18 protein-coding genes are annotated in these 19,104 nt (G+C 58.0%); 7 read left to right on the top strand and 11 right to left on the bottom strand.

Going from position 1 to position 19,104, the window contains the following annotated elements; translation table 11 throughout:
• Nucleotides 1–339: 339 nt before the first annotated feature.
• Nucleotides 340–1,407, top strand: coding sequence for a selenide, water dikinase SelD (gene selD, locus AC1DNI_RS20745; protein WP_477693260.1), 1,068 nt, complete (start codon nucleotides 340–342; stop codon nucleotides 1,405–1,407).
• Between the two features lie 25 nt (nucleotides 1,408–1,432).
• Here selD and repC read toward each other — a convergent pair whose 3' ends face one another.
• The 3 genes from repC to repA form a co-directional block, all read right to left on the bottom strand.
• The gene (repC, locus tag AC1DNI_RS20740) at nucleotides 1,433–2,653 is read right to left on the bottom strand and encodes a plasmid replication protein RepC (RefSeq protein ID WP_477693377.1); all 1,221 of its coding nucleotides are present in this window, start codon (nucleotides 2,651–2,653) and stop codon (nucleotides 1,433–1,435) included.
• A gap of 157 nt (nucleotides 2,654–2,810) precedes the next feature.
• Nucleotides 2,811–3,815: a plasmid partitioning protein RepB gene (repB, locus tag AC1DNI_RS20735; RefSeq protein WP_477693259.1), complete on the bottom strand. Its 1,005-nt coding sequence runs from the start codon at nucleotides 3,813–3,815 to the stop codon at nucleotides 2,811–2,813.
• A gap of 68 nt (nucleotides 3,816–3,883) precedes the next feature.
• Nucleotides 3,884–5,086 carry a plasmid partitioning protein RepA gene (gene repA, locus AC1DNI_RS20730; RefSeq protein WP_477693258.1) on the bottom strand — a complete coding sequence of 401 codons (1,203 nt, stop codon included), beginning with the start codon at nucleotides 5,084–5,086 and terminating at the stop codon, nucleotides 3,884–3,886.
• 1,016 nt (nucleotides 5,087–6,102) lie between these two features.
• On the opposite strand from repA, the gene AC1DNI_RS20725 reads away from it, so the two are divergent.
• Nucleotides 6,103–6,819 (top strand): hypothetical protein, encoded by a 717-nt coding sequence (locus tag AC1DNI_RS20725; RefSeq protein ID WP_477693257.1) that lies wholly within the window; start codon nucleotides 6,103–6,105, stop codon nucleotides 6,817–6,819.
• A gap of 125 nt (nucleotides 6,820–6,944) precedes the next feature.
• Nucleotides 6,945–7,319, top strand: coding sequence for a YbaN family protein (locus AC1DNI_RS20720; protein WP_477693256.1), 375 nt, complete (start codon nucleotides 6,945–6,947; stop codon nucleotides 7,317–7,319).
• A gap of 4 nt (nucleotides 7,320–7,323) precedes the next feature.
• On the opposite strand, the gene AC1DNI_RS20715 is transcribed toward AC1DNI_RS20720, so the two are convergent.
• The 6 genes from AC1DNI_RS20715 to AC1DNI_RS20690 form a co-directional block, all read right to left on the bottom strand.
• Nucleotides 7,324–8,400, bottom strand: a complete 1,077-nt coding sequence (locus AC1DNI_RS20715) for an ABC transporter ATP-binding protein (RefSeq protein WP_477693255.1) — start codon at nucleotides 8,398–8,400, stop codon at nucleotides 7,324–7,326.
• Entirely contained in the window at nucleotides 8,397–9,332 is a 936-nt protein-coding gene (locus tag AC1DNI_RS20710) for a carbohydrate kinase family protein (RefSeq protein ID WP_477693376.1), read from the bottom strand. The genes AC1DNI_RS20715 and AC1DNI_RS20710 overlap by 4 nt, the downstream gene beginning before the upstream one ends.
• Nucleotides 9,332–10,342 (bottom strand): SIS domain-containing protein, encoded by a 1,011-nt coding sequence (locus tag AC1DNI_RS20705; RefSeq protein ID WP_477693254.1) that lies wholly within the window; start codon nucleotides 10,340–10,342, stop codon nucleotides 9,332–9,334. The genes AC1DNI_RS20710 and AC1DNI_RS20705 overlap by 1 nt, the downstream gene beginning before the upstream one ends.
• A gap of 8 nt (nucleotides 10,343–10,350) precedes the next feature.
• Complete coding sequence (locus AC1DNI_RS20700) at nucleotides 10,351–11,196, bottom strand: carbohydrate ABC transporter permease (protein WP_027233013.1); 846 nt, start codon at nucleotides 11,194–11,196, stop codon at nucleotides 10,351–10,353.
• The gene (locus AC1DNI_RS20695; protein WP_477693253.1) at nucleotides 11,196–12,077 is read right to left on the bottom strand and encodes a carbohydrate ABC transporter permease; all 882 of its coding nucleotides are present in this window, start codon (nucleotides 12,075–12,077) and stop codon (nucleotides 11,196–11,198) included. The genes AC1DNI_RS20700 and AC1DNI_RS20695 overlap by 1 nt, the downstream gene beginning before the upstream one ends.
• A 90-nt stretch (nucleotides 12,078–12,167) precedes the next feature.
• Nucleotides 12,168–13,406 carry an extracellular solute-binding protein gene (locus AC1DNI_RS20690; RefSeq protein ID WP_091925237.1) on the bottom strand — a complete coding sequence of 413 codons (1,239 nt, stop codon included), beginning with the start codon at nucleotides 13,404–13,406 and terminating at the stop codon, nucleotides 12,168–12,170.
• Nucleotides 13,407–13,624: 218 nt separating this feature from the next.
• Between AC1DNI_RS20690 and AC1DNI_RS20685 the strand changes: the two genes are divergently transcribed.
• Both AC1DNI_RS20685 and AC1DNI_RS20680 read left to right on the top strand, forming a co-directional pair.
• Nucleotides 13,625–14,869 (top strand): ROK family protein, encoded by a 1,245-nt coding sequence (locus AC1DNI_RS20685; protein ID WP_477693252.1) that lies wholly within the window; start codon nucleotides 13,625–13,627, stop codon nucleotides 14,867–14,869.
• A gap of 99 nt (nucleotides 14,870–14,968) precedes the next feature.
• Entirely contained in the window at nucleotides 14,969–15,508 is a 540-nt protein-coding gene (locus AC1DNI_RS20680; RefSeq protein WP_477693251.1) for a hypothetical protein, read from the top strand.
• A 191-nt stretch (nucleotides 15,509–15,699) separates the two neighbouring features.
• Here the strand turns inward: AC1DNI_RS20680 and aptA are convergent, their stop codons facing one another.
• Nucleotides 15,700–17,031 (bottom strand): omega-aminotransferase AptA, encoded by a 1,332-nt coding sequence (gene aptA, locus AC1DNI_RS20675; protein WP_477693250.1) that lies wholly within the window; start codon nucleotides 17,029–17,031, stop codon nucleotides 15,700–15,702.
• 136 nt (nucleotides 17,032–17,167) lie between these two features.
• On the opposite strand from aptA, the gene AC1DNI_RS20670 reads away from it, so the two are divergent.
• Entirely contained in the window at nucleotides 17,168–17,716 is a 549-nt protein-coding gene (locus AC1DNI_RS20670) for a cupin domain-containing protein (protein ID WP_027233008.1), read from the top strand.
• Here AC1DNI_RS20670 and AC1DNI_RS20665 read toward each other — a convergent pair.
• Complete coding sequence (locus AC1DNI_RS20665) at nucleotides 17,713–18,216, bottom strand: LuxR C-terminal-related transcriptional regulator (protein WP_477693375.1); 504 nt, start codon at nucleotides 18,214–18,216, stop codon at nucleotides 17,713–17,715. The genes AC1DNI_RS20670 and AC1DNI_RS20665 overlap by 4 nt on opposite strands.
• Nucleotides 18,217–18,380: 164 nt before the next feature.
• On the opposite strand from AC1DNI_RS20665, the gene AC1DNI_RS20660 reads away from it, so the two are divergent.
• Nucleotides 18,381–19,103 carry a CoA transferase subunit A gene (locus tag AC1DNI_RS20660; RefSeq protein WP_027233006.1) on the top strand — a complete coding sequence of 241 codons (723 nt, stop codon included), beginning with the start codon at nucleotides 18,381–18,383 and terminating at the stop codon, nucleotides 19,101–19,103.
• The last annotated feature ends 1 nt before the right edge of the window (nucleotide 19,104 follow it).

Below are 19,104 nucleotides of genomic sequence, written 5' to 3'. Positions count from 1 at the left end.
ACCAATATGGCATGCCGGAAACTTCAAGTGCTCGGCAACTTGGAACGCGCGAGCGTTCCGAACAAAATGCTACCTGATGAAGTTCAATTGTCAAACCGATAAGATGCTATATAATATGAGTATAACAATCATGATTAATTGACTTATGCGAACGTCTTAGATATTCCCGCAAAAATCACACCGAACACCACAATTACTTGTCATGCGGAAGCCTTTACTGCCCTGCGGCCTGTGGTTGCAGTGCAGCAATAAGATAACCGTGGCGCACCTTTGACGTCCTGCCCAAAATGAACAAGAATGTCGCCACCTGCTGTACTTTCAACGTGCGAGGAGGCTGCCATGGATGATCGAACCGCTGTGCCGCTCCGCCTGACGTCGCTTGCACATGGGGGCGGCTGCGGCTGCAAACTCGCACCGTCGGTACTGCAGCAACTGCTCGCCGACCAGCCAATTGCGGGACCCTTTGCGCAACTCCTTGTGGGGACGGAAACCGGTGACGATGCTGCGGTTTGGCAGCTGGATGACGAGACGTGCGTAGTCGCAACGACGGACTTCTTCATGCCTATGGTCGACGACGCTTTCGATTTCGGCCGGATTGCCGCAACGAATGCCATCTCTGACGTTTATGCCATGGGCGGAAAGCCGATCATGGCGCTCGCAATCCTGGGGATGCCGATCGACAAGATGCCGGCCGAGCTGGTGCGTGAAATACTGCGCGGCGGCAGCACTGTCTGTGCGGATGCCGGTATTCCGGTCGCCGGTGGACACTCCATCGACTCGCCAGAACCAATCTATGGACTGGCCGTGATCGGCACATGCCCGGTTGCCAATATCCGCCGCAACTGTGGCGCGAAACCCGGCGACGCCTTGATACTGACGAAAGCTCTCGGCGTCGGCATTTATGCGGCAGCGTTCAAGAAGGGCGCGCTGCCCGACGAAGCCTATGGTGAGCTCATCGCGTCGACGACGCTCCTCAATCGCGTAGGCGCAGAACTTTCGCGCGATAATGACGTGCACGCAATCACGGATGTGACGGGATTTGGGCTCCTCGGTCATGCCCTTGAGATGGCTCGAGGCTCGAATGTAGCGATCCTCCTGCGCGCGGACGACATATCCTGTTTTACGCAGGCAGCCGACCTTTCCCAACAGGGCTTCGTAACGGGCGCCTCGCACCGCAACTGGGCAAGTTATGGCGAAGCGGTGGTCCTTCCGCCGGAATTTCCCATTTGGCAAAGGCACCTGCTGACGGATCCTCAGACATCGGGCGGATTGCTGATTGCCTGCCGTCCTGAACGAGCCGAAGATCTCCTCGAGATGATGATTGACGCCGATTATCCGGCCGCACGGATTATAGGCACGGTTTCCGGCGTAGACGCTGGGACATCTGCGGGAGTGCATGTTGTCTAGCCGCTTCGCCTCGCTGGACCCCGGCTCATCCGTCATCACCAACCACCCGTAGATGCGATCCCGTCGAGCGCAGGCACGCCATCAGCATGGGTCCAACCGAGAACGCTCCTGCCCTCGCCTTCTCGGTCAGCGCCCGAAGATAGCCGCCGGCCGAATTGATCTGTTCAGCCCTCTGGAGGATGCAGGCAATGACGATTGCGGCGCGCTCCTGGCCGAGAGCATCGAGCGCATCCGCGTAGGCCGAGGGAGAAATCCCAAGATAACCTCGCACTTGTGCCGCTGTCGCCATCAGATCACGCCAGTTCGCAATGCCGCCAGGCGCATAGTCGTTCATTTCCGGGCAAGCCTTAAGCACGAACCCAACTGGATATGTCTGCGTGACGTGTTCCGTCGTTTCCTGTTGCGGCGCAGTTTCAGCCCCTTGGCCTTTTCTTGAGCCAGGTTCAAATTCAGTGAAGGAGTCGGGTTTTGAATTCTGTTGCTGCGGTTCATCCCGGGACTCATTGCCGCTCATATTTTCTTCATTGAGCTTATTTTCCAATGCGATAGCCACCTCATCATGCAAAGCAACGAGGTTAGCCAGGATCTCCTGAAGTGTTTCCCTGTCCGCTTGGCGCGGGATAGCATCGACAATGCTGCGAAATCGCGTCCACAGCCGTTGCCAGTCGCCAGAGACGGCTTCCGCAATCGCCATCTCGATGAGTTTTGCAATATCGCGCCTGTGCAGCGTGATGCGCTCCCTGACGAGCTTCAGGGCATGGCGTTCGGCGCGCACGCGCTCAGCCACCGCCTGGAGCTCCTCTGCACGCACCAGGAGCGGCGCAAGCGAGAACCCGAAAGCCTCGGTGATCTCCCCTCCCCTGCCCTTGCGCGAGTAGCGTTTGCCGTTGGGGCTGTCTTTGCGGGTGATCAGACCACATTCGATCAGCGCGGCAAGATGCCGGCGGAGCGTGGCATTGGCCATGCCATGCGCACGCATCGAAAGCTGAACATTCGATGGGAAGACGATGGTGCCGTTTTCTTCGGAAAGTTCATTGTCCGGCAAAAACGACAACAAGGCGTTGAGCACAGCGAGCGATCTGTCGCTGATCCCAACCTCTTCCTTGCCTTCACAAAGCCAGCGATAGACCTGCCACTTGTCCGCAGACTTTTCCGGCGCAATATCTTGCGCCCGGGCCTGTGCCCGAAGATGCGCAAGCGACATCGACCGCCGCCCGAAGGGCGTCGTTATCATGTTTCCATTCATCCTCATTGCCCTTTTCAAAAGGCAAAAGAAATCTGCTCGTCAAAACGACGTCGGGGACTCTTGACAGTGATTCGTGGAAATGCGATTCTCAGTCTGCTAGAACTTTGAGAGAGGCTTCCACGACCGGGTCGTTTGGGGGCCTTTTTCTTTTGCGGGTCTAATCTCCTGTTTCAGTCACTTTTTTCGATTCCTTGAACGCTTCATAGAGCTGATCAAGGTTATTGGTGATGAACACACCAAATTCCCTGGCATTCTTTTCGTTCAAGGCAATCGAGAATGTCTTGCCGGAAAGCTTTGTCGCAACCTTCACCGATTTGTCGTCAGGCGTCCAAACCGAGCCGGCGCTTCCGCCGATGGCCTTGCGTACCGGCTTTCTGGATCCGGCGCCCCTGAGGAACTCGAAGAGTTGGTCGAAGCGATCTGCCGATTTCGCCGCAGCAAATTCCGCGCTTTCAACGAATTGCAGAGCCTGCGAACCGTGCCTGGGGTTTTCGATCAGCTTGCGCATCTCAAGCCAGCGGTCGCGGCCTATTCCCTTGGCGGGGCCGATTGCTGCAATGATTGCTTCCGGGATGGCCTTTGGAATGGTCAGCATCTTCGAAAGCGTCTGATAGTCGATCGACAGCGCCGACTGTATGGCGTCTCGCGCATAGCCGAGCTTCTCAAGGCGATCAGCAAACTGCACTCGTTCGATAAAGCTCAAATTGGCGCGCGCCGAATTTTCCTGTCCCTGGCTGATCACATGGTCGAGATCGGCGAGCGGCTTCACAACGGCGCGGACCGGGCGCCCGAGCTCCTTCGCAACCCTTGCTCGTCGATGCCCGAAGACAATCATATACCGTCCATCGCTCTTCGGGTGGGGCCTGACGAGAATAGGGCTGTCCTGCCCCCTCTCCCTGACCGCGTCCAACAATTCGCGATACTCTTCGTCGTCACTTTCCGGCATCCGGTCGGTAACGAACGAAGCGTCCAGCAAGTTCGGGTCGAGATCGACGACCGTTTCCCCGTCAACCAGCTTCGAGGCCTGGCGCGCCAGTTCGTCGATCGATGACGACATCGATTTCGCGGCGCCGAACTTGCGGAAGCCGGCGCTTGGGTCAGCATCAGCCGCCACATCGGGTTCGCCGTGCATAATGCTTTCAAAGATGTTCTTACGCGCCATAATCAATTTCCCCGAAATTGCGTCAATGCGATGAATTCATTGACTGAATTCCGTATTTAGCCTGCCGTCTACCTTCGTCCCCACGCCTCGTGGATGAGTTCGCGGATTTCCGAATTAACCGCTTCCATGGATTCCATCGCCCGATCATAAGTGTGCCGGTTCATTGCCGACTTCTCCACTTCATAGAGTGTCTGCTTGGTAAGGCCCGCATCCGATATGGCCGTCGATTTGAGCATCTGGTGCTTCAGCATCTGCGGCGCCAGCATGGACTGCATGAAGCCCATCATCTGCGTCTGCGGAATGTCAGTCGGCTCGTAGCGCGTGATCAGGTACCGGAACCAGTCAAGATCGACATCGCCGCCGGCAGCCCCGACGGTCTTGAGGATATCGCCGAGCATCAACAGAAATTGCGACATCGACATCAGGTCGAGCATCTGCGGATGAACCGTTATCAACACCGCCGTCGCGGCGGCAAGCGCCGTGAGCGTCAGATAGCCGAGCTGCGGCGGGCAGTCGATGATGACGACGTCGTAGCGGCCATCCACTTCCTTCAGCGCATTTTCGATGCGGTTCCAGAAGGTCTTGCCGGCAATCGAATTCTTGCTCTGCATGGCAAGCGGCGTGTCGTACTCATATTCCTGCAATTCCAGCGAGGCGGGAACGACGTCAAGGCCGGGAATATTGGTCGGCAGGATTACGTCGGTAATGGGCTTGCGCGCATCGTCGTAGCGAATCGCCTCATAGATGGAGGGGTTCTGGTCGAGCTCCGGCTGGATGCCATAGAGCGCGGAAAGTGAGGCTTGCGGATCAAGATCGAGGGCAAGAACACGATGTCCGGTCAACGCCATATGCTGGGCGAGGTGGGCGGCAGTCGTCGTCTTGCCGGATCCACCCTTGAAATTGACGACGCCGATAACCTGCAGCTTCTCATCGCCACGACGATGCGGCACATATTTCTTGACATCGGCGCGGCCGTTGCGATCGAGCCAATGGCGCAGCTGCATGATCTGTTCGGCTGAGTAGCTCCTGCGGCCGCCGGTATGAATTGTCGGTTCGACACCCTTGCCTTCGAGATGAAGCTTTTTCAGATTGCTGGTCGAGACGCCAAGAAAATAGGCGGCCTCGGCGAGAGAAAACTGGCGCAACGTCTTGCGGGCATTCGGGGGAAATGTTTCCATGCGAAGCATATTGAGCTTCCGCGAAATCTCGCGACCTTGCGCGAGAATCGTGTCATCAAAGGAAGCTTTTTTTGCTGTTGTTGCGATGTTCATCGTCGACCCGGCCTCAAATGACGGCATTTCCATTAAAACCGTCCGAATGCCGTCATTATGTCCGATTCGCTTGAGACAGCAAGAACTTTACTGTTAACAACTGGTTAACGATGCGGCCGACTGATACCGGCGGGCATGGCGAGGCTTCCAGCGCTTATTCGTTGATAGGAAACAGGTTTCTCACCGTTTAGACGGCGGACTATTTGCTAAGTTGCAAAACAAGCCTTCGCGCATTGCGAACCGCGGCCCTGCAGGTCCTTTCGCGATCACGTTGACGGCTCCCGATAGGAGTGGCATCCTAGGCAAATCGCCAAGAGCCGTAGTAGCCCGGCGATGTGCCGGGCTACTCGGCCTCCCAAGCTCCGTTCCCCTCCAGAGCCTGCCGAACAGAAATTAGCTCCAGTTTAACTTCCGTTCATCGTTATAGTTAACGATTTATCAACGCGTTACGCTTGCACGTCTACTCATAACAACCACACTGCATGAGTTGCAGTCAGATTGGGATGACTGCCAAAAATCCAAAGGCGACAGTGAATAACGTCAGCTTTGGAGTTCGGTCGCTGGGCAATGCAACAGCCCAACTGGGCCATTGGCACGCCCATCCGCCCTGCACGATGTTACTCCCGGCAGACGACAGAATGATATTTCGCCATTGGTGCAACGCGCCTACGCGGTGATACCCATTTCGGTCAGGTACGGGCGGGTTGGCATGGCGGCGGTCTATGCATTTCTTGCATTCGCGTGGCGAAAGAGCGATGCTAGCATGGCGATGCCATTGATCACGAGTCTGGTTGGGCAGGTCTATTTGAGCATGATGCATATTTCACCCGAGCACTCATTGGACGTCAGACATTTTTGGCCACAATCAAAGTGCAATCATCAAGCGATGACCCGGAATGTCCGCCGTTTTTTGGCGGGCCATTCGATGGAGCGGGATCATCTTGCAGTGCAGGCCAGCCGAAACGCATGGTGCGTTCTCGGGGGAACCGCGGACACGATCGCAAGGAACTCACGTTATGATTCAATTTCGTATCACTACAGCCGCCGCGACGGTCATTGCCGGCGCAGGGCTGGTCTTTCTCACGCTCCCGGCTTCCGCCGCCACCGCGACGCAATCCGTCACCAAACAATGCAGCACGCAGTATAACGCCGCCAAGGAGGCGGGCACCCTGAACGGCCAGAAGTGGCCCCAGTTCCTTTCAGATTGCAGCGCCAAGCTAAAAGACGCGGGAGCAACTGATGCTGCGGCACCCGCCGCCACGACCCCGACGAAGAAGGCGACGAAGGACACGGCTACGACAAAGCAGTCCAAGGATACTGCAGCAGCCAAACCCGCCAAGGCCACCGAAACTGCAGCAGCCGGCGGAATGTCCGCCAAGGCGATCACCAAGGAGTGCAGCACGCAATACCAGTCGGCAAAGTCAGCCGGTACGCTGAAGGGCCAGACGTGGAACCAGTTTCTCTCGTCCTGCAGCGAAAGCTTGAAATCCGACAATTCCGATGCATCGACGCCTCCGGAGCCGACACCGGCAGCCACAAAGACCACAACCAAGACAGCCGCCGCTGCAACGACAGCGGATGGAAAGCCGCTGACCCCCGGCCAGGTCGCTTTCCGTCAGCGGATCAGCGCTTGTGGCGAGCAGTGGCAGCAGGCCAAGGCGAGCAACAAGACGGGTGGCAAGACATGGCCGCAATATTGGAGCGCATGCAATACACGGCTGAAGGCCGAGTAGTCTTGCATTAAATAAAATCTCGATTGCCCGGGTAGGCCCGGGCAGTCTTATCGGCAAATCTATCCGGATCGCTGACATTTAACCCGCGACGATGTAAACAGTCTCCACTGGTGTGGAGCGCAGGAATGAACCGAACAAAGCGGACAGTCTATTTCTTACTCGGCTGGCTGATGGTGGCGGTCGGATTCATAGGCGCGCTTCTGCCTGTCATGCCCACCACCATATTCCTCATTCTTGCCGCATGGTGCTTCAGCCGTTCGTCACCACGCTTTGAAAAATGGCTTTTGGAGCACCCGGTCTTCGGCCCGACGCTGGTGCACTGGCGCGAACATGGCGCGATACCGAAGCGAGTAAAGCTTCTCGCCTGCGGCGGCATGGCATTGGGCTATGCCATGTTCTTCTATTTTGCCCGGCCGTCGCCGCTACTTGGCGGCATCGTTGCGCTGTTCTTCATCGCTTGCGCGGCCTATGTCGTCAGCCGCCCGAGTGTTGCAGCGTAGTCTGTTAGGCGTCGATCCGCTTTTCGGTCACCGCATCGAAGACATGAAGTCCATCGGCATCGATGCTGAAGCGCTGTAGCGAGCCGACCGTCACCTGCGAACGTGGCGGCAGGCTCGCGGTAAGGCGCTGGTTGCCTACGGATGAGGTGACCACGAGTTCAGGTCCGGTCAATTCGACCACTTCGACTTTGGCGTCGATAGTGAGCTTGCTTGGGTCGCCCAATGCGAGGCTGAGATTCTCCGGGCGAATGCCAACGATCACCTTGCGCGGTGCCTGGCTTCGCAGGGAGGAGGGGAGGGGGATTGCCGTTTGTGAACCGGCAATCTGAGCAACATCGTCCACCAGCGTCGCATCGAGCATGTTCATGGGCGGCGAACCGACAAAACTTGCGACGTAGCGTGTGGCGGGACGATTGTAGATCTCTTCAGGCGATGCCAGCTGCTCAATATGGCCGTCGCGCATGACGGCGATGCGCGTGGCGAGCGTCATTGCCTCGATCTGATCATGCGTCACATAGACAATCGTGGTACCGAGCATCTGGTGCAGGCGCTTCAGTTCGGTACGCGTCTCCATTCGCAGCTTCGCGTCGAGATTGGACAAGGGCTCGTCGAACAGGAAAATCTTCGGATCACGCACAAGCGCCCGGCCAATGGCAACACGCTGGCGCTGGCCGCCGGAAAGCTCCGATGGCCTGCGACCCAAAAGGTTCTCGATTTGCAGCATCTTCGCGGTCTTTTCGACCGCCTGTGCCCGTTCGGCAGCCGGTACTCTGCGCATTTCAAGGCCGAAGCCGATATTGCGAGCGACAGAAAGATTGGGATAGAGGGCATAGGACTGGAACACCATGGCGATGTCGCGGTCCTTCGGATGAACGCCGGTCACCGAACGATCACCGATGCGTACATCACCTTCCGTCGCCTCCGCAAGGCCGGCAATGATGTTGAGCAACGTGGACTTGCCACAGCCTGACGAGCCGAGCAGCACCAGAAATTCGCCGCTCACCAATGACAGGTTGATTCCCTTGAGCGTATCGATGCTGCCATAGCGCTTGCGGATATTGACGAGTTCAAGGGCGCTCATGGCGCGTTCTCCAAAAATGAATGAAGGATCTCGCCGTCGTAGCGGCGCGGAATAGTGGATATGGCTGTCGAGGCGATACGCACACCGCATTTCAGGCTGTGCTCTAGTGTCTGGCCATCGGCCTGCGCTGCTATGAAAGCCGCATTGAACACGTCACCCGCGCCGATCGTATCGGCAACGGCAACCAGCGGCGCCGCGACCGAGACGAGCCTGTCGGCTGGATCGATCGTTAGCGCTCCATCGGGACCACGCTTTACGACGACGGTCGCACCGAGTGGCATAAGCGCCTTCAATATCCGGGCCGCTTCAACGGGATCACCGCAATCGGCAAGTTGAGTTGTTTCGACTTCGTTGAACAGCGCAAGGGTGCAGCGCGAAAGCCACCGGCGCGCCTTTTCACGATTTGCCTGCGTCCATCCGTCGATCGGCCAACCGGTATCAAGCGCAAGCGCAATGCCATTTGCATCGGCCCAGGCGAAAAGCTGATCATACTCTGCAACGAGGCCATCTGTCAGGAAGGCTCCGCAAAGGATGACGATGCCACACTTGAGCTTTTCAGTATCGAGCATCGATGCCACCTCCTGCCAGGAGAGGGCTCCGATATGACCCCGCGTGGTAAAGAAGGTGCGCTCACCGTTCGGATGCGTGATGCCAACCGAAAGCGTGGTGCCCGTAGGCGCGACGGGCCAATTTGCGGCCACAGCACCAAATCCCTGGCGCAGCCATTCGCCGAACTGGTCGTTGCCGATATTGGCGGCGATCTGGAAGTCGACACCGAGGCCCTGCCAGGCGAGGGCCGCATTGCCTGCCGATCCACCGACACGCAACTCGTCATAATCGACCATGATTTCGGTTCCCGGGGTCGGCCAGGGATCGGCAGGCCCGAGGATCAGATCGACATTGACGTTACCGATGACGGCAAGCGGGCGCATCATTCGCTCCGGGTGATCTTGGTCGAGCGGACCGGCGTACCAACATCCTCGACCCGCGTGCCGGCAAAGCCGAGCATGAAGTGCTGGCCGGCCGGCAGAAGTGCAAATACGGCTGCCATGTCGCTGGCGGTTCCGACGTCGACAGTCACCGCGCCTTCGACGGACGCTTGCCCGGAGGCGTCGAACACGACGACAGGCGATCCTGCCTCGAGGGCGGAAATCGCCATCCGTGTTACAAACTCTGCGGTTTCATCGCACGCACGGAACAATACGACGCCCATCTTCGGTCCAAGCATTTCCATCGGTCCGTGCCGAAGCTGGCCTCCCTCGAGCGGAAAGCAGGGAACTCGCGAAAGCTCGGTTAGCCCAAGCGCGATCGCCTCGGCTACGCCCTGCAGGCGGCGACCGGAGGTTACCACCGAACCGACATCTGTAAGCGCGTCGACAGCCGCCTTGACGTCGGGCTGGCGCTCGGATCGGAGCAGCGCGAGGGCAGGTTCGGCATCTTCGCCGAGCGCACTCAGTATGGCGAGATGCAGGGCGAAACTCAGTGTGAGGCTGCGTGTTGCCGCAAAGGCTTTTTCCGTGCCGCCGGCTCCCACGAGAGACGGAACAGTCCGGGCGAGCGTAGAGCCGCCCTCGAGCGTCAAGCCGAACGTATCAGCGGGCACGCCGACCTCGGCGAACCAGCGCAACACTTCCGCGCTTTCGCCCGACTGCGATGTGAGCAGGACTGTCTTTCCAGACAACGGCAGCGGCTGGCCGAGCTGCTCGGAGAGCGGTATAGCAACCGCATCGATCCCCAATGCGCGATAGAATGGTTCGACCGCACGTCCGACGGCGTGCGAGCCTCCCATGCCGAGCAGCAGCAGACGACCATTCTTGCGCAGCGATGCGGCAATTGTCGCCGCAAGCGAGGAGGCAGCGTCGAAAGAGGCGATGGCGTCGGCATTCTGGCGTGACATTTCATATTCGATCGCGACAAGTCCGGTGGGCCGGGTGGTGTTCATGTCCTTGGTCATCCTTTGACGCCGCCACTGGTCAGCCCCGAGATCAGGGCGCGTTGCATGAAAAGGCCAATCAGCAGCGGGGGGAGGGCGGCCAGGACACCCGCTGTGGCGATAAGGCCGTAATCGGAGACGCGTCCGCCGGCGAGGTCGGCGATCGCGACGGTCAGCGTCTTCGCACGCTGATCGGAGGTGAAGAGCAGGGCATAGAAGAACTCGTCCCAGGCAAGCAGGAAAGCGAAGAGCGCTGCGGTCGCCATGACCGGCGCGGCCAGCGGCAGCGTGATGATGCGAAGGATCTGGTCGAGGCGTGCGCCATCCATGGTCGCCGCGCTTTCGATCTCACGGGGTATGGAGTCAAAGCCTGACTTGAGGAGCCACGTCGTGAACGGAGCGAGGATCGTGAGGTAAACCAGCGCGAGCCCGAAGACGTTGTTGAGAAGACCCAGCCAGGAAAGGGCCATGTAGAGCGGTACGGCGAGCGCGACGGGCGGCAGCATGTAGGTCGCGATGACCGCGTAGAGCGACCAGCCGACGGATGGCGTTCGCGAAACGGCCCAGGCCGAGGGGATCGCAACGATGAGCGCGGCGATTGTCGCCATTCCAGCGACCTTGATACTGTTGAAGAGGGAGGCGACAAAGGCCTGTCCGGCGCTGTTGGCGACCGAAGACAGCAAGACGCCATAACGGGACAGGTCCACGGTATCCGGCCACCAGTGCAGGGGCTTGGCGATGAGATCGGGCGTTGAAGAAATGCTCATGACGAAGAGCCAGAGCACCGGCGCAAGGATCACCGCCAGCAAAAGCAGGGCCGCGAGATGTACGAAAATGGTTGCCGCAAGGCTTCTACGTTCCATCAGGACACACCTGCGCTTTTACGAATGAGGGCCGCATAACCGACGGCAAGGATCGTCACCAGCAACGTGACGATCAAGGCGAGAGAAGCGCCGGATCCCGCCCGCTGGAACGAAAACGCTTCCTGGTAGACGAGGATCGAAAGCGTACGCGTGCTGTTGGCTGGTCCTCCACGCGTCATAACCCAGATAATATCGAACACCTTGAACGCTTCGATCGTACGCAGGACGAGCGCGACCATCAACGGACCGGCGAGATAGGGCATGATGACAAAGCGGAAGCGCGACCATGCACCAGCGCCATCCACCATCGCCGCCGCCGTAATATCACGCGGTACGGCCTGGAGGGCGGCGAGGGCAATAAGCGCAACCAGAGGAAAGTTCTTCCAGCAGTCGGCGACGATGAGCGAGGCGAGTGCAGTGCCGGGCTCACCGAGCCATGATTGATAGGCGCCCATGATCCCTATCTGGGTGAGGGCCGCATTGAGTGCGCCATATTCGGGATTGTAGATCAGCCGCCAAAGTGTGGCATTGACCACTGTCGGCAAGGCCCAGGGCAATATCATCAGGGCGCGCAGGACAGAGCGCCCATAGAATTGCTGATTGAGCAGCAACGCCGCAAGCACGCCTATGACCATCTCCGCCGAGACAGAAAGAACAGCGAACCAGAATGTGGTGATCAGCGTTCGCTGAAAATTGGGACCGGAAAGGATGCGGACGTAGTTTTCGAAACCCACGAAATTGCCTGCGGTGCCGACGAGCTTGGCGTCCGTAAAAGAAAGTCGCACCGTGTCGAACAGCGGCCAGCCGATAATCGCAACCATCACGATCAGGAGCGGCAACATCAGGAACCATGCGCGGGTGGTGATCCAGTTGTTCGTCATGAAAATCCGCCTGTGCATGCGATCCGACAATATTGAATCATTGTGAAAGGCGCGGGCGGAGCAATGTCTGCAACCGCCCGCGCTGAAAAATCAAAGACCGCTGTTCTGGACGGCTGTTTCGAGCGCTGCGTCCGGCTTTGCCTGGCCGAGCAGCGATTCCTGGATCGCCTGCTGCAGTGCTGTCGAAAGCTCCTGATACTTCGGTGTCGTCGGACGCGGGTACATGGCAGCGAGCCCGACCTTTGCGGCGGCGATCAGTTCTTCCTGACCCTTTGCCACGGCCGGATCGTCATAGGACGATGCCCAAATCGGCAGGCTGAGCTTAGCATACTGGTTCTGCGTAGCCTGCGAGGTCATGAAGGTGATGTATTTCCAGGCTTCGTCCGCATGCTTGCTGGTAGAGGTAATACCCAGGCCCATCGAACCGTTGACCGCCGAAACCTTGCTCTTGCCTTCGACACCCGGGGCAGGCACCACACCGACCTTGCCGGCGACCTTGCTGTCCTTCGGATCGTTGGCCATGTTGTACATGTAGGTCCAGTTAAGGGCGAACGCTACATCACCATTCTGGAACAGGCGGCGCACATCTTCTTCCAGAAATTCCTTGGAGTTCGGATTGGTGACGCCGGACGTATAGCTATCGACCATATATTTCAGCGCATCGAGACCGCCGCCTGTCTGGAAGGCGGGCTTGCCGTCCTTGAGGAAGCTGCCGCCATAGGCGCTGACGAGCGTCGTATAATCACAAATGGCAGCTTCCGCCTGTGACCAGCTCCAGGCGATCGGGGTGGCAAGTATGCCTTTGTCCTTGATCGTCTTGGCCTGTTCGGCAAGCTCCGCCCATGTCGTCGGCGGCGCCTTGATGCCTGCCTTTTCCAGAATTTCCTTATTGTAGAAGAGATACTTGGTGTCGAGAATCCACGGCATGCCATAGCGTTTGCCGTCATATTCGACGGTGGTCCACGCGCCCGGCAATACACCCGACTTCATTTCCGGCGTGATCTTGTCCGTTACATCCGTCAGGACTTTATTGGTTGCATATTCGGCCGGCCAGATCACATCGAAGAGAACGACGTCGTAGCCGCCGCCCGATCCCTGGGCGAGCACGGTCTTGTCGTGCAATCCCTCATAGGGAACGAATTCGAGATTGACCGAGATATCCGGATTTGCCTTGGTGAAGGCCTCAGTCATGGCACGAACGTCTGCCTCGCTATAGGCAGCCTGCGCCATGAACAGCGCATTGATCTTCGTCTCCGCATGGGCTGGCGAAAAGAGCGCCGCTCCAAGGAGTGTCGCGCCGAGAAGCGCGGTCTGCACGGATTTCAACATTATTACCTCCTATTTGGCCTTGGTCAGTTGCGGAGCCACTCGAGCGAGAGACGCCGGTTGGTCGTTAAGTCCGAGAGCTTTTTAACCAGGACCTGCCCGCGACTTCCCTTCGTCCGGCCAGTGCTCATTCCCCGAAGACTCTTGCGGTCTTTTATTAAATCAATTGTCTTGACTTATTAGTTGTTCAATATTCTTCTGGAGTCAAGTGGGGACTGTGGATGAACGACAAGAGACCGATCAGAGCCAAGAGCGGGACAAACCTCGGCGGTGCAAGCGCGCATAATCGCCGCATCATGATCGATGCGCTGCGCGTCAACGGCGCCCTGTCGCGCGCCGATCTCGCGAGAGCTACCGGCCTCACTCCGCAGACGGTCTCCAACATTATCGAGGAACTTGCATCCGACGGTTTGGTGCGCTCGCAGGCGACCGTGCGCCGGGGGAGGGGACAGCCCGCCACCCCCTACCATCTTGTACCGGAAGGCGCGTTTGCAATCGGCTTGCAGATCGATCGCCACGTCACCCGCACAGTGATCGTCAACTTAGTCGGCGAAGTACTGGTGAAGTATGAGGCAAAGTTGCCGCCAGGGGGACCGGCGGAAGGCGTGCTGGTGATACTCGATCTCGTCAGGCGGGCGCGCGCGGAACTCGCCGCCCAAACGAGCGACGCGGACAAGCGCCTCGTTGGTCTAGGCGTCGCCATGCCGGGTCCGTTCGGGATCAATACGCTCTATGACGACCCTTGGATGATGACCGCGTGGCAGAACTTTCCGCTGATCGATCGTATCGCCGAGGGCACCGGCCTTGAAGTCGCCTTGCAGAACGATGCGGCGGCGGCGGCAACGGCCGAGCGATTGCTCGGCGCGGCGCACGGTCTCGACCACGCGATCTGCATCTTTTTCGGTTACGGGCTTGGCGCTGGCCTTATTCTGAACGGCGAACTTTACGGAGGCGCGCATGCGAATGCCGGTGAGATCGGCATGATCCTCGCATTGATTCCGGGCGACGGGGCTGATGTCGAACCGCTGGAGCATTACGCATCGATGGCGTCTCTCTGCAAATTACTGAGCATAGATCCATCCGAGCCGCAGCTTTTTGAAATGGTGAGCGATGCCCTGCAAAAGGGCAGTCCCCAAATCGAAGCATGGATTGCCGACGTGGCGCAGCGCCTTCGACGAGCCATTCAGGCGCTCGAATCCATATTCGATCCGCAGACGATCATCCTTTGCGGCGGCGCCCCGCGTCGCCTCATCGATCGTCTCGTCAAGGAGATTGAGCCTCTTTTGCCCTCGATTGCCGATCGGGCGAGCCGCTTCCCGGAGGCGCGGCTTCAGGCCGGATTGGCCGATCCATGGTCGGTGGCGCTTGGTGCGGCGGCCGAACCGATAGCGCGGACTTTCGATCCCCGCTCATTTTTGTCTAGCGATTTGAAATCATTGCCTATTTCCACAGGGTTGAAAAAGTAACCCTGAAATTTACCCCAAATCGTATGCTGTGGATTGGGGTAATACGCTCTCAATCGGGAATGCTGTTGTGGTAAGCATCGCTTGATAGGAGTATGAAGCATGGATGACTTTCCAGAAGACCCGTTCGAGCACGGAATTGACAATGCACTGATTGATAAAATCAGTCCGTCGATTGGCGTCATGACCGTCAGTTGGGGTTTCATAGATCAGTATATGTCCGCCATTGTGGAGGCTATCGCACCGTCAGTGGAAAATGCCGGGTTCAAAGTGAAGCGTCCCCAAAAGTTTGCGGACAAGTGCGACTACCTGAAGAAAGAGTTTCGTAGAGTTGACGCACTTTCCGGACACAAAGCTAGGGTCCATGAACTTCTCGAACAGGTAAAGCCGCTAGAAAATTTGAGGCACATTTTAACCCACGGGACGCTGAATTATTTTAATCCCGCCACCGATATCGTCATCATAAGTAAAGTAAATCCGGCAAAGGATGGCGGACCGTATCACCTGATTGAATCTCATGAAGTTTCGGTCCCGATCATCCTTCAGATCGGCGCGGCGGCACAATATAGCGCAACTCATTGGGGGGAAGTTGCCAGCCAAATGGTCGGTGAATTTCTAAAGGATGACGTAGCTGACGGATGAATAGCTGGTGAGCCCCCTAGATCCTACCCTCAATAATTTTGAAGAGGCAGAGATAACTTAGGCGATGGAAGAGACTAGGAGCATTTTTTCTACAGGTGGTTTTTGAAACGTAGGAGAATTTGAAAAATCTACAGTAGGAAAAAGCGCGAACTTTTAATCCGCGCTTCTCGGCCATTTTGAAGAGCACTAGCTCAAGCGGCGCGCTTGATGGCATCACCAAGCATCGAAGCCATTGTGTCGATCTGTTCTTTCTCGACGATCAATGGCGGCGACAGCGCGATCGTGTCGCCGGTCACGCGGACGAGCAGTCCTTTGTTGAAGCAGTCGACGAACACATCATATCCGCGCGCGCCGGCTGCATCGGCGCGAGGTGCGAGTTCGATACCGGCCACGAGGCCGATGGTGCGGATATCGATGACGTTCGGCAGGCCATTCAGACTGTGCATCGCCTCCTGCCAATGGTCGGCAAGTTCGGCGGCGCGGGTGAGAAGGCCTTCCTCGCGGTAGATTTCAAGCGTCGCGAGACCTGCGGCACAGGCGACAGGATGTCCCGAATAGGTGTAGCCGTGGAAAAGTTCGATCTGGCTTTCCGGTCCTACCATCAGCGCATCATGAACCGCTTCGCTGGCAAAGACCGCGCCCATCGGAACGACGCCATTGGTCAGACCCTTCGCCGTGGTGACGAGGTCGGGAACCACACCAAAGTAATCGACAGCGAAAGGCGTTCCGAGGCGACCGAAGCCAGTGATCACTTCGTCGAATATGAGCAGGATGCCATGCTTCTTGCTGATGGCCCGAAGCTTTTCGAGATAGCCCTTCGGCGGCAAGAGCACGCCGGTCGAACCGGCAACCGGCTCGACAATGACAGCGGCAATCGTTTCGGCGCCGTGGAGGGCGACAAGGCGTTCCAGATCGTCAGCAAGATCAGCGCCATGTTCAGGTAGACCATTCTTGACGAAGGCATTGCGTACCGGATCGTGCGTATGGCGCATGTGATCGACGCCGGGCAGCGTCGGGAAAACACGGCGATTGTTGACGAGCCCGCCGACGGAAATGCCGCCGAAACCGACGCCATGATAGCCCCGCTCACGGCCAATGACGCGTGTGCGCGTGCCTTGGCCAATTGCGCGCTGATAGGCGATTGCAATCTTGAGTGCGGTGTCGACCGATTCAGAACCAGACCCGGTAAAGAACACCTTGGTAAGTCCTGCCGCCTTGCCGCCAGGCGCAATTGCCGCAAGCTTTTCAGCGAAATCGAAGACGTAGGGATGGCCCATCTGGAACGGGGGCGCATAGTCCATCGTCATGAGCTGGCGCGACACCGAGTCTGCAATCTTTTCGCGGCCATGACCTGCATTGACGCACCAGAGACCTGCGGTACCGTCAAGCACCTGCCCGCCATCCACATCGGTGTAATACATGCCCTTGGCGCCCGCGAGCAGCCGCGGTGCCGCCTTGAACTGGCGGTTAGCCGTAAACGGCATCCAAAAATTTTCAAGCGATGGGGTGTTCGACATTAACATCGGGAGGTCTCCTCTTCTCCGCCGAAAAGGCCACGCTTTGAATTGCCCAACAAGTCCTTTTTTGGGTAAAATCAAGCCATTGTTTTTGTTGAAACCTCGTGGGATATTTGCTTTATACGAAACAGGTGAAACAGCAATGAGCATCGATCTCGGCGGCCGGCTGCGCTTCCTGCGCGAGAGGCACGGACTCTCGCAGCGGGAACTGGCCAAGCGCGCAGGCGTAACCAATTCCACCATCTCGCTCATCGAATCCAACCAGACCAATCCCTCGGTCGGTGCATTGAAGCGCATACTCGACGGCATTCCGATCGGCCTCGCCGAATTCTTTGCGCTCGAGCCCGACCGCCGGCAGAAAGTCTTCTACGAAGCGGGCGACCTCGTTGAAATCGGCAAGGGCAATATTTCCTACCGGCAGATCGGCGAAAATCTCTTCGGACGAACGCTGCAGATCCTCAAGGAACGTTATGAGCCTGGAGGGGATACGGGAAAGATACCACTGGTTCACGAAGGCGAGGAAGGGGGCATCGTCATAAGCGGGCGTCTTGAAGTCACGGTCGACGACGAGCGGCGGATACTTGGACCCGGTGACGCCTACTATTTCGAAAGCCGCAGGCCGCATCGGTTCCGCTGCGTCGGCCCGAACCCCTGCGAGGTTGTCAGCGCCTGCACTCCGCCGACTTTTTAGCGGAGGGCCGCAAACCAGGCGATGAGTTCGGCGCTGTTGCGCAGGCCATGGGCGCGCATCAGCCGCGCTCGGTGTGCTTCGATGGTCCGCTTCGACAAACCGATTTCCTGAGCGATCTCGACGTTGGTCTTACCCTGCGAGACGAGGGTAAGCACCTGCTTTTGCCTATCCGATATAAGGCTGGTCGTGGCGGCAACCGTTCGACTCATCGGCTCGAAGCAATACAGCGCCTCGGCAAAAGGGTCTGCGTGGTTGCGGCTGCGCCCCCTAACCTTGCACCAGAAGCTTGTGCCATCACGCCGGCGCATGAGCCGCTCGTCATAGTAGACCCTGCCGCCGGCGAAGTTCGTTTGCCACATCTGGCCGGTCCGCACGAAATCCCTGAGCTTCGGATAGAGCTTGGAAAAACTCTGGTCGATCAGTTCATCGCGCTCATAGCCGAACTCCTTGGCGAATTCGACATTGCAATCGCGTATGATACGGTACGTCGCATAGACCATCGGCACCGGCAGGTCGGCCAGCCAGAAGCGCTTGGCGCTTTCAGGATTTGCGATGTCGGAACTCAGAGATGCCGCTGCTGTCATGCAGTATTAATACGACTACCTGTACCGCCTCGACAAGCCATACCGTTGCTGTCAGAGGATGGAGAAATGGGAGATTATCCTTGAAAAAAGTTCATTCAGATGTGAGCGGCGCGCTCGATGGCCTGCTGTTCGACGGCATGACCATCATGGCCGGCGGCTTTGGCCTATGCGGCATCCCCGAAGCATTGATCTATGCGATCCGCGATTCAGGGGTCAAGGATCTGACGGTGATTTCCAACAATGCGGGCGTTGACGGCATAGGCCTCGGCGTTCTCCTGGAAACGCGCCAGATTCGCAAGATGGTCTCGTCCTATGTCGGCGAGAACAAGCTCTTCGCCCAGCAATATCTGTCAGGCGAACTCGAACTCGAGTTCAATCCGCAAGGCACGCTTGCCGAACGTATTCGCGCCGGTGGCGCGGGCATCCCGGCCTTCTTCACCAAGACAGGTGTCGGAACGATCATTGCCGAGGGCAAGGACGTGCGCGAGTTCGATGGTGAATCCTACGTCATGGAACGCGGCCTGTTTGCCGATCTTTCCATCGTTCACGCTTTCAAGGGCGATACGGAAGGTAACCTTGTCTATCGGAAGACTGCGCGCAACTTCAACCCGATCATGGCGACGGCCGCGAAGGTCACCGTCGCCGAGGTCGAGCATCTTGTCGATGCGGGCAAGATCGACCCCGATCAGGTGCATACGCCTGGCATCTTCGTGAAGCGCATCGTGCATGTACCCAATCCGGTCAAGCATATCGAACAACGAACGACCCGCCCGCGTATCATTGCTGCAAGTGAGGTGAACTAAG

The sequence above is a fragment of the Phyllobacterium sp. 01N428 genome, assembly GCF_056399405.1.
The sequence above is the reverse complement of the archived record's forward strand: the minus strand, read 5'-3'. Positions and strand labels throughout refer to the sequence as shown.

Coding starts and splice junctions, on each gene's coding strand:
- AC1DNI_RS20690 (WP_091925237.1), bottom strand. CDS start 13,406: ATGTTGAAATCCGTGCAGACCGCGCTTCTCGGCGCGACACTCCTTGGA.
- AC1DNI_RS20670 (WP_027233008.1), top strand. CDS start 17,168: ATGAGCATCGATCTCGGCGGCCGGCTGCGCTTCCTGCGCGAGAGGCAC.
- AC1DNI_RS20680 (WP_477693251.1), top strand. CDS start 14,969: ATGGATGACTTTCCAGAAGACCCGTTCGAGCACGGAATTGACAATGCA.
- repB (WP_477693259.1), bottom strand. CDS start 3,815: ATGGCGCGTAAGAACATCTTTGAAAGCATTATGCACGGCGAACCCGAT.
- AC1DNI_RS20720 (WP_477693256.1), top strand. CDS start 6,945: ATGAACCGAACAAAGCGGACAGTCTATTTCTTACTCGGCTGGCTGATG.
- selD (WP_477693260.1), top strand. CDS start 340: ATGGATGATCGAACCGCTGTGCCGCTCCGCCTGACGTCGCTTGCACAT.
- AC1DNI_RS20665 (WP_477693375.1), bottom strand. CDS start 18,216: ATGGTCTATGCGACGTACCGTATCATACGCGATTGCAATGTCGAATTC.
- AC1DNI_RS20700 (WP_027233013.1), bottom strand. CDS start 11,196: ATGGAACGTAGAAGCCTTGCGGCAACCATTTTCGTACATCTCGCGGCC.
- AC1DNI_RS20710 (WP_477693376.1), bottom strand. CDS start 9,332: ATGCGCCCGCTTGCCGTCATCGGTAACGTCAATGTCGATCTGATCCTC.
- AC1DNI_RS20715 (WP_477693255.1), bottom strand. CDS start 8,400: ATGAGCGCCCTTGAACTCGTCAATATCCGCAAGCGCTATGGCAGCATC.
- AC1DNI_RS20695 (WP_477693253.1), bottom strand. CDS start 12,077: ATGACGAACAACTGGATCACCACCCGCGCATGGTTCCTGATGTTGCCG.
- repA (WP_477693258.1), bottom strand. CDS start 5,086: ATGAACATCGCAACAACAGCAAAAAAAGCTTCCTTTGATGACACGATT.
- aptA (WP_477693250.1), bottom strand. CDS start 17,031: ATGTTAATGTCGAACACCCCATCGCTTGAAAATTTTTGGATGCCGTTT.
- AC1DNI_RS20725 (WP_477693257.1), top strand. CDS start 6,103: ATGATTCAATTTCGTATCACTACAGCCGCCGCGACGGTCATTGCCGGC.
- AC1DNI_RS20685 (WP_477693252.1), top strand. CDS start 13,625: ATGAACGACAAGAGACCGATCAGAGCCAAGAGCGGGACAAACCTCGGC.
- AC1DNI_RS20705 (WP_477693254.1), bottom strand. CDS start 10,342: ATGAACACCACCCGGCCCACCGGACTTGTCGCGATCGAATATGAAATG.
- repC (WP_477693377.1), bottom strand. CDS start 2,653: ATGAATGGAAACATGATAACGACGCCCTTCGGGCGGCGGTCGATGTCG.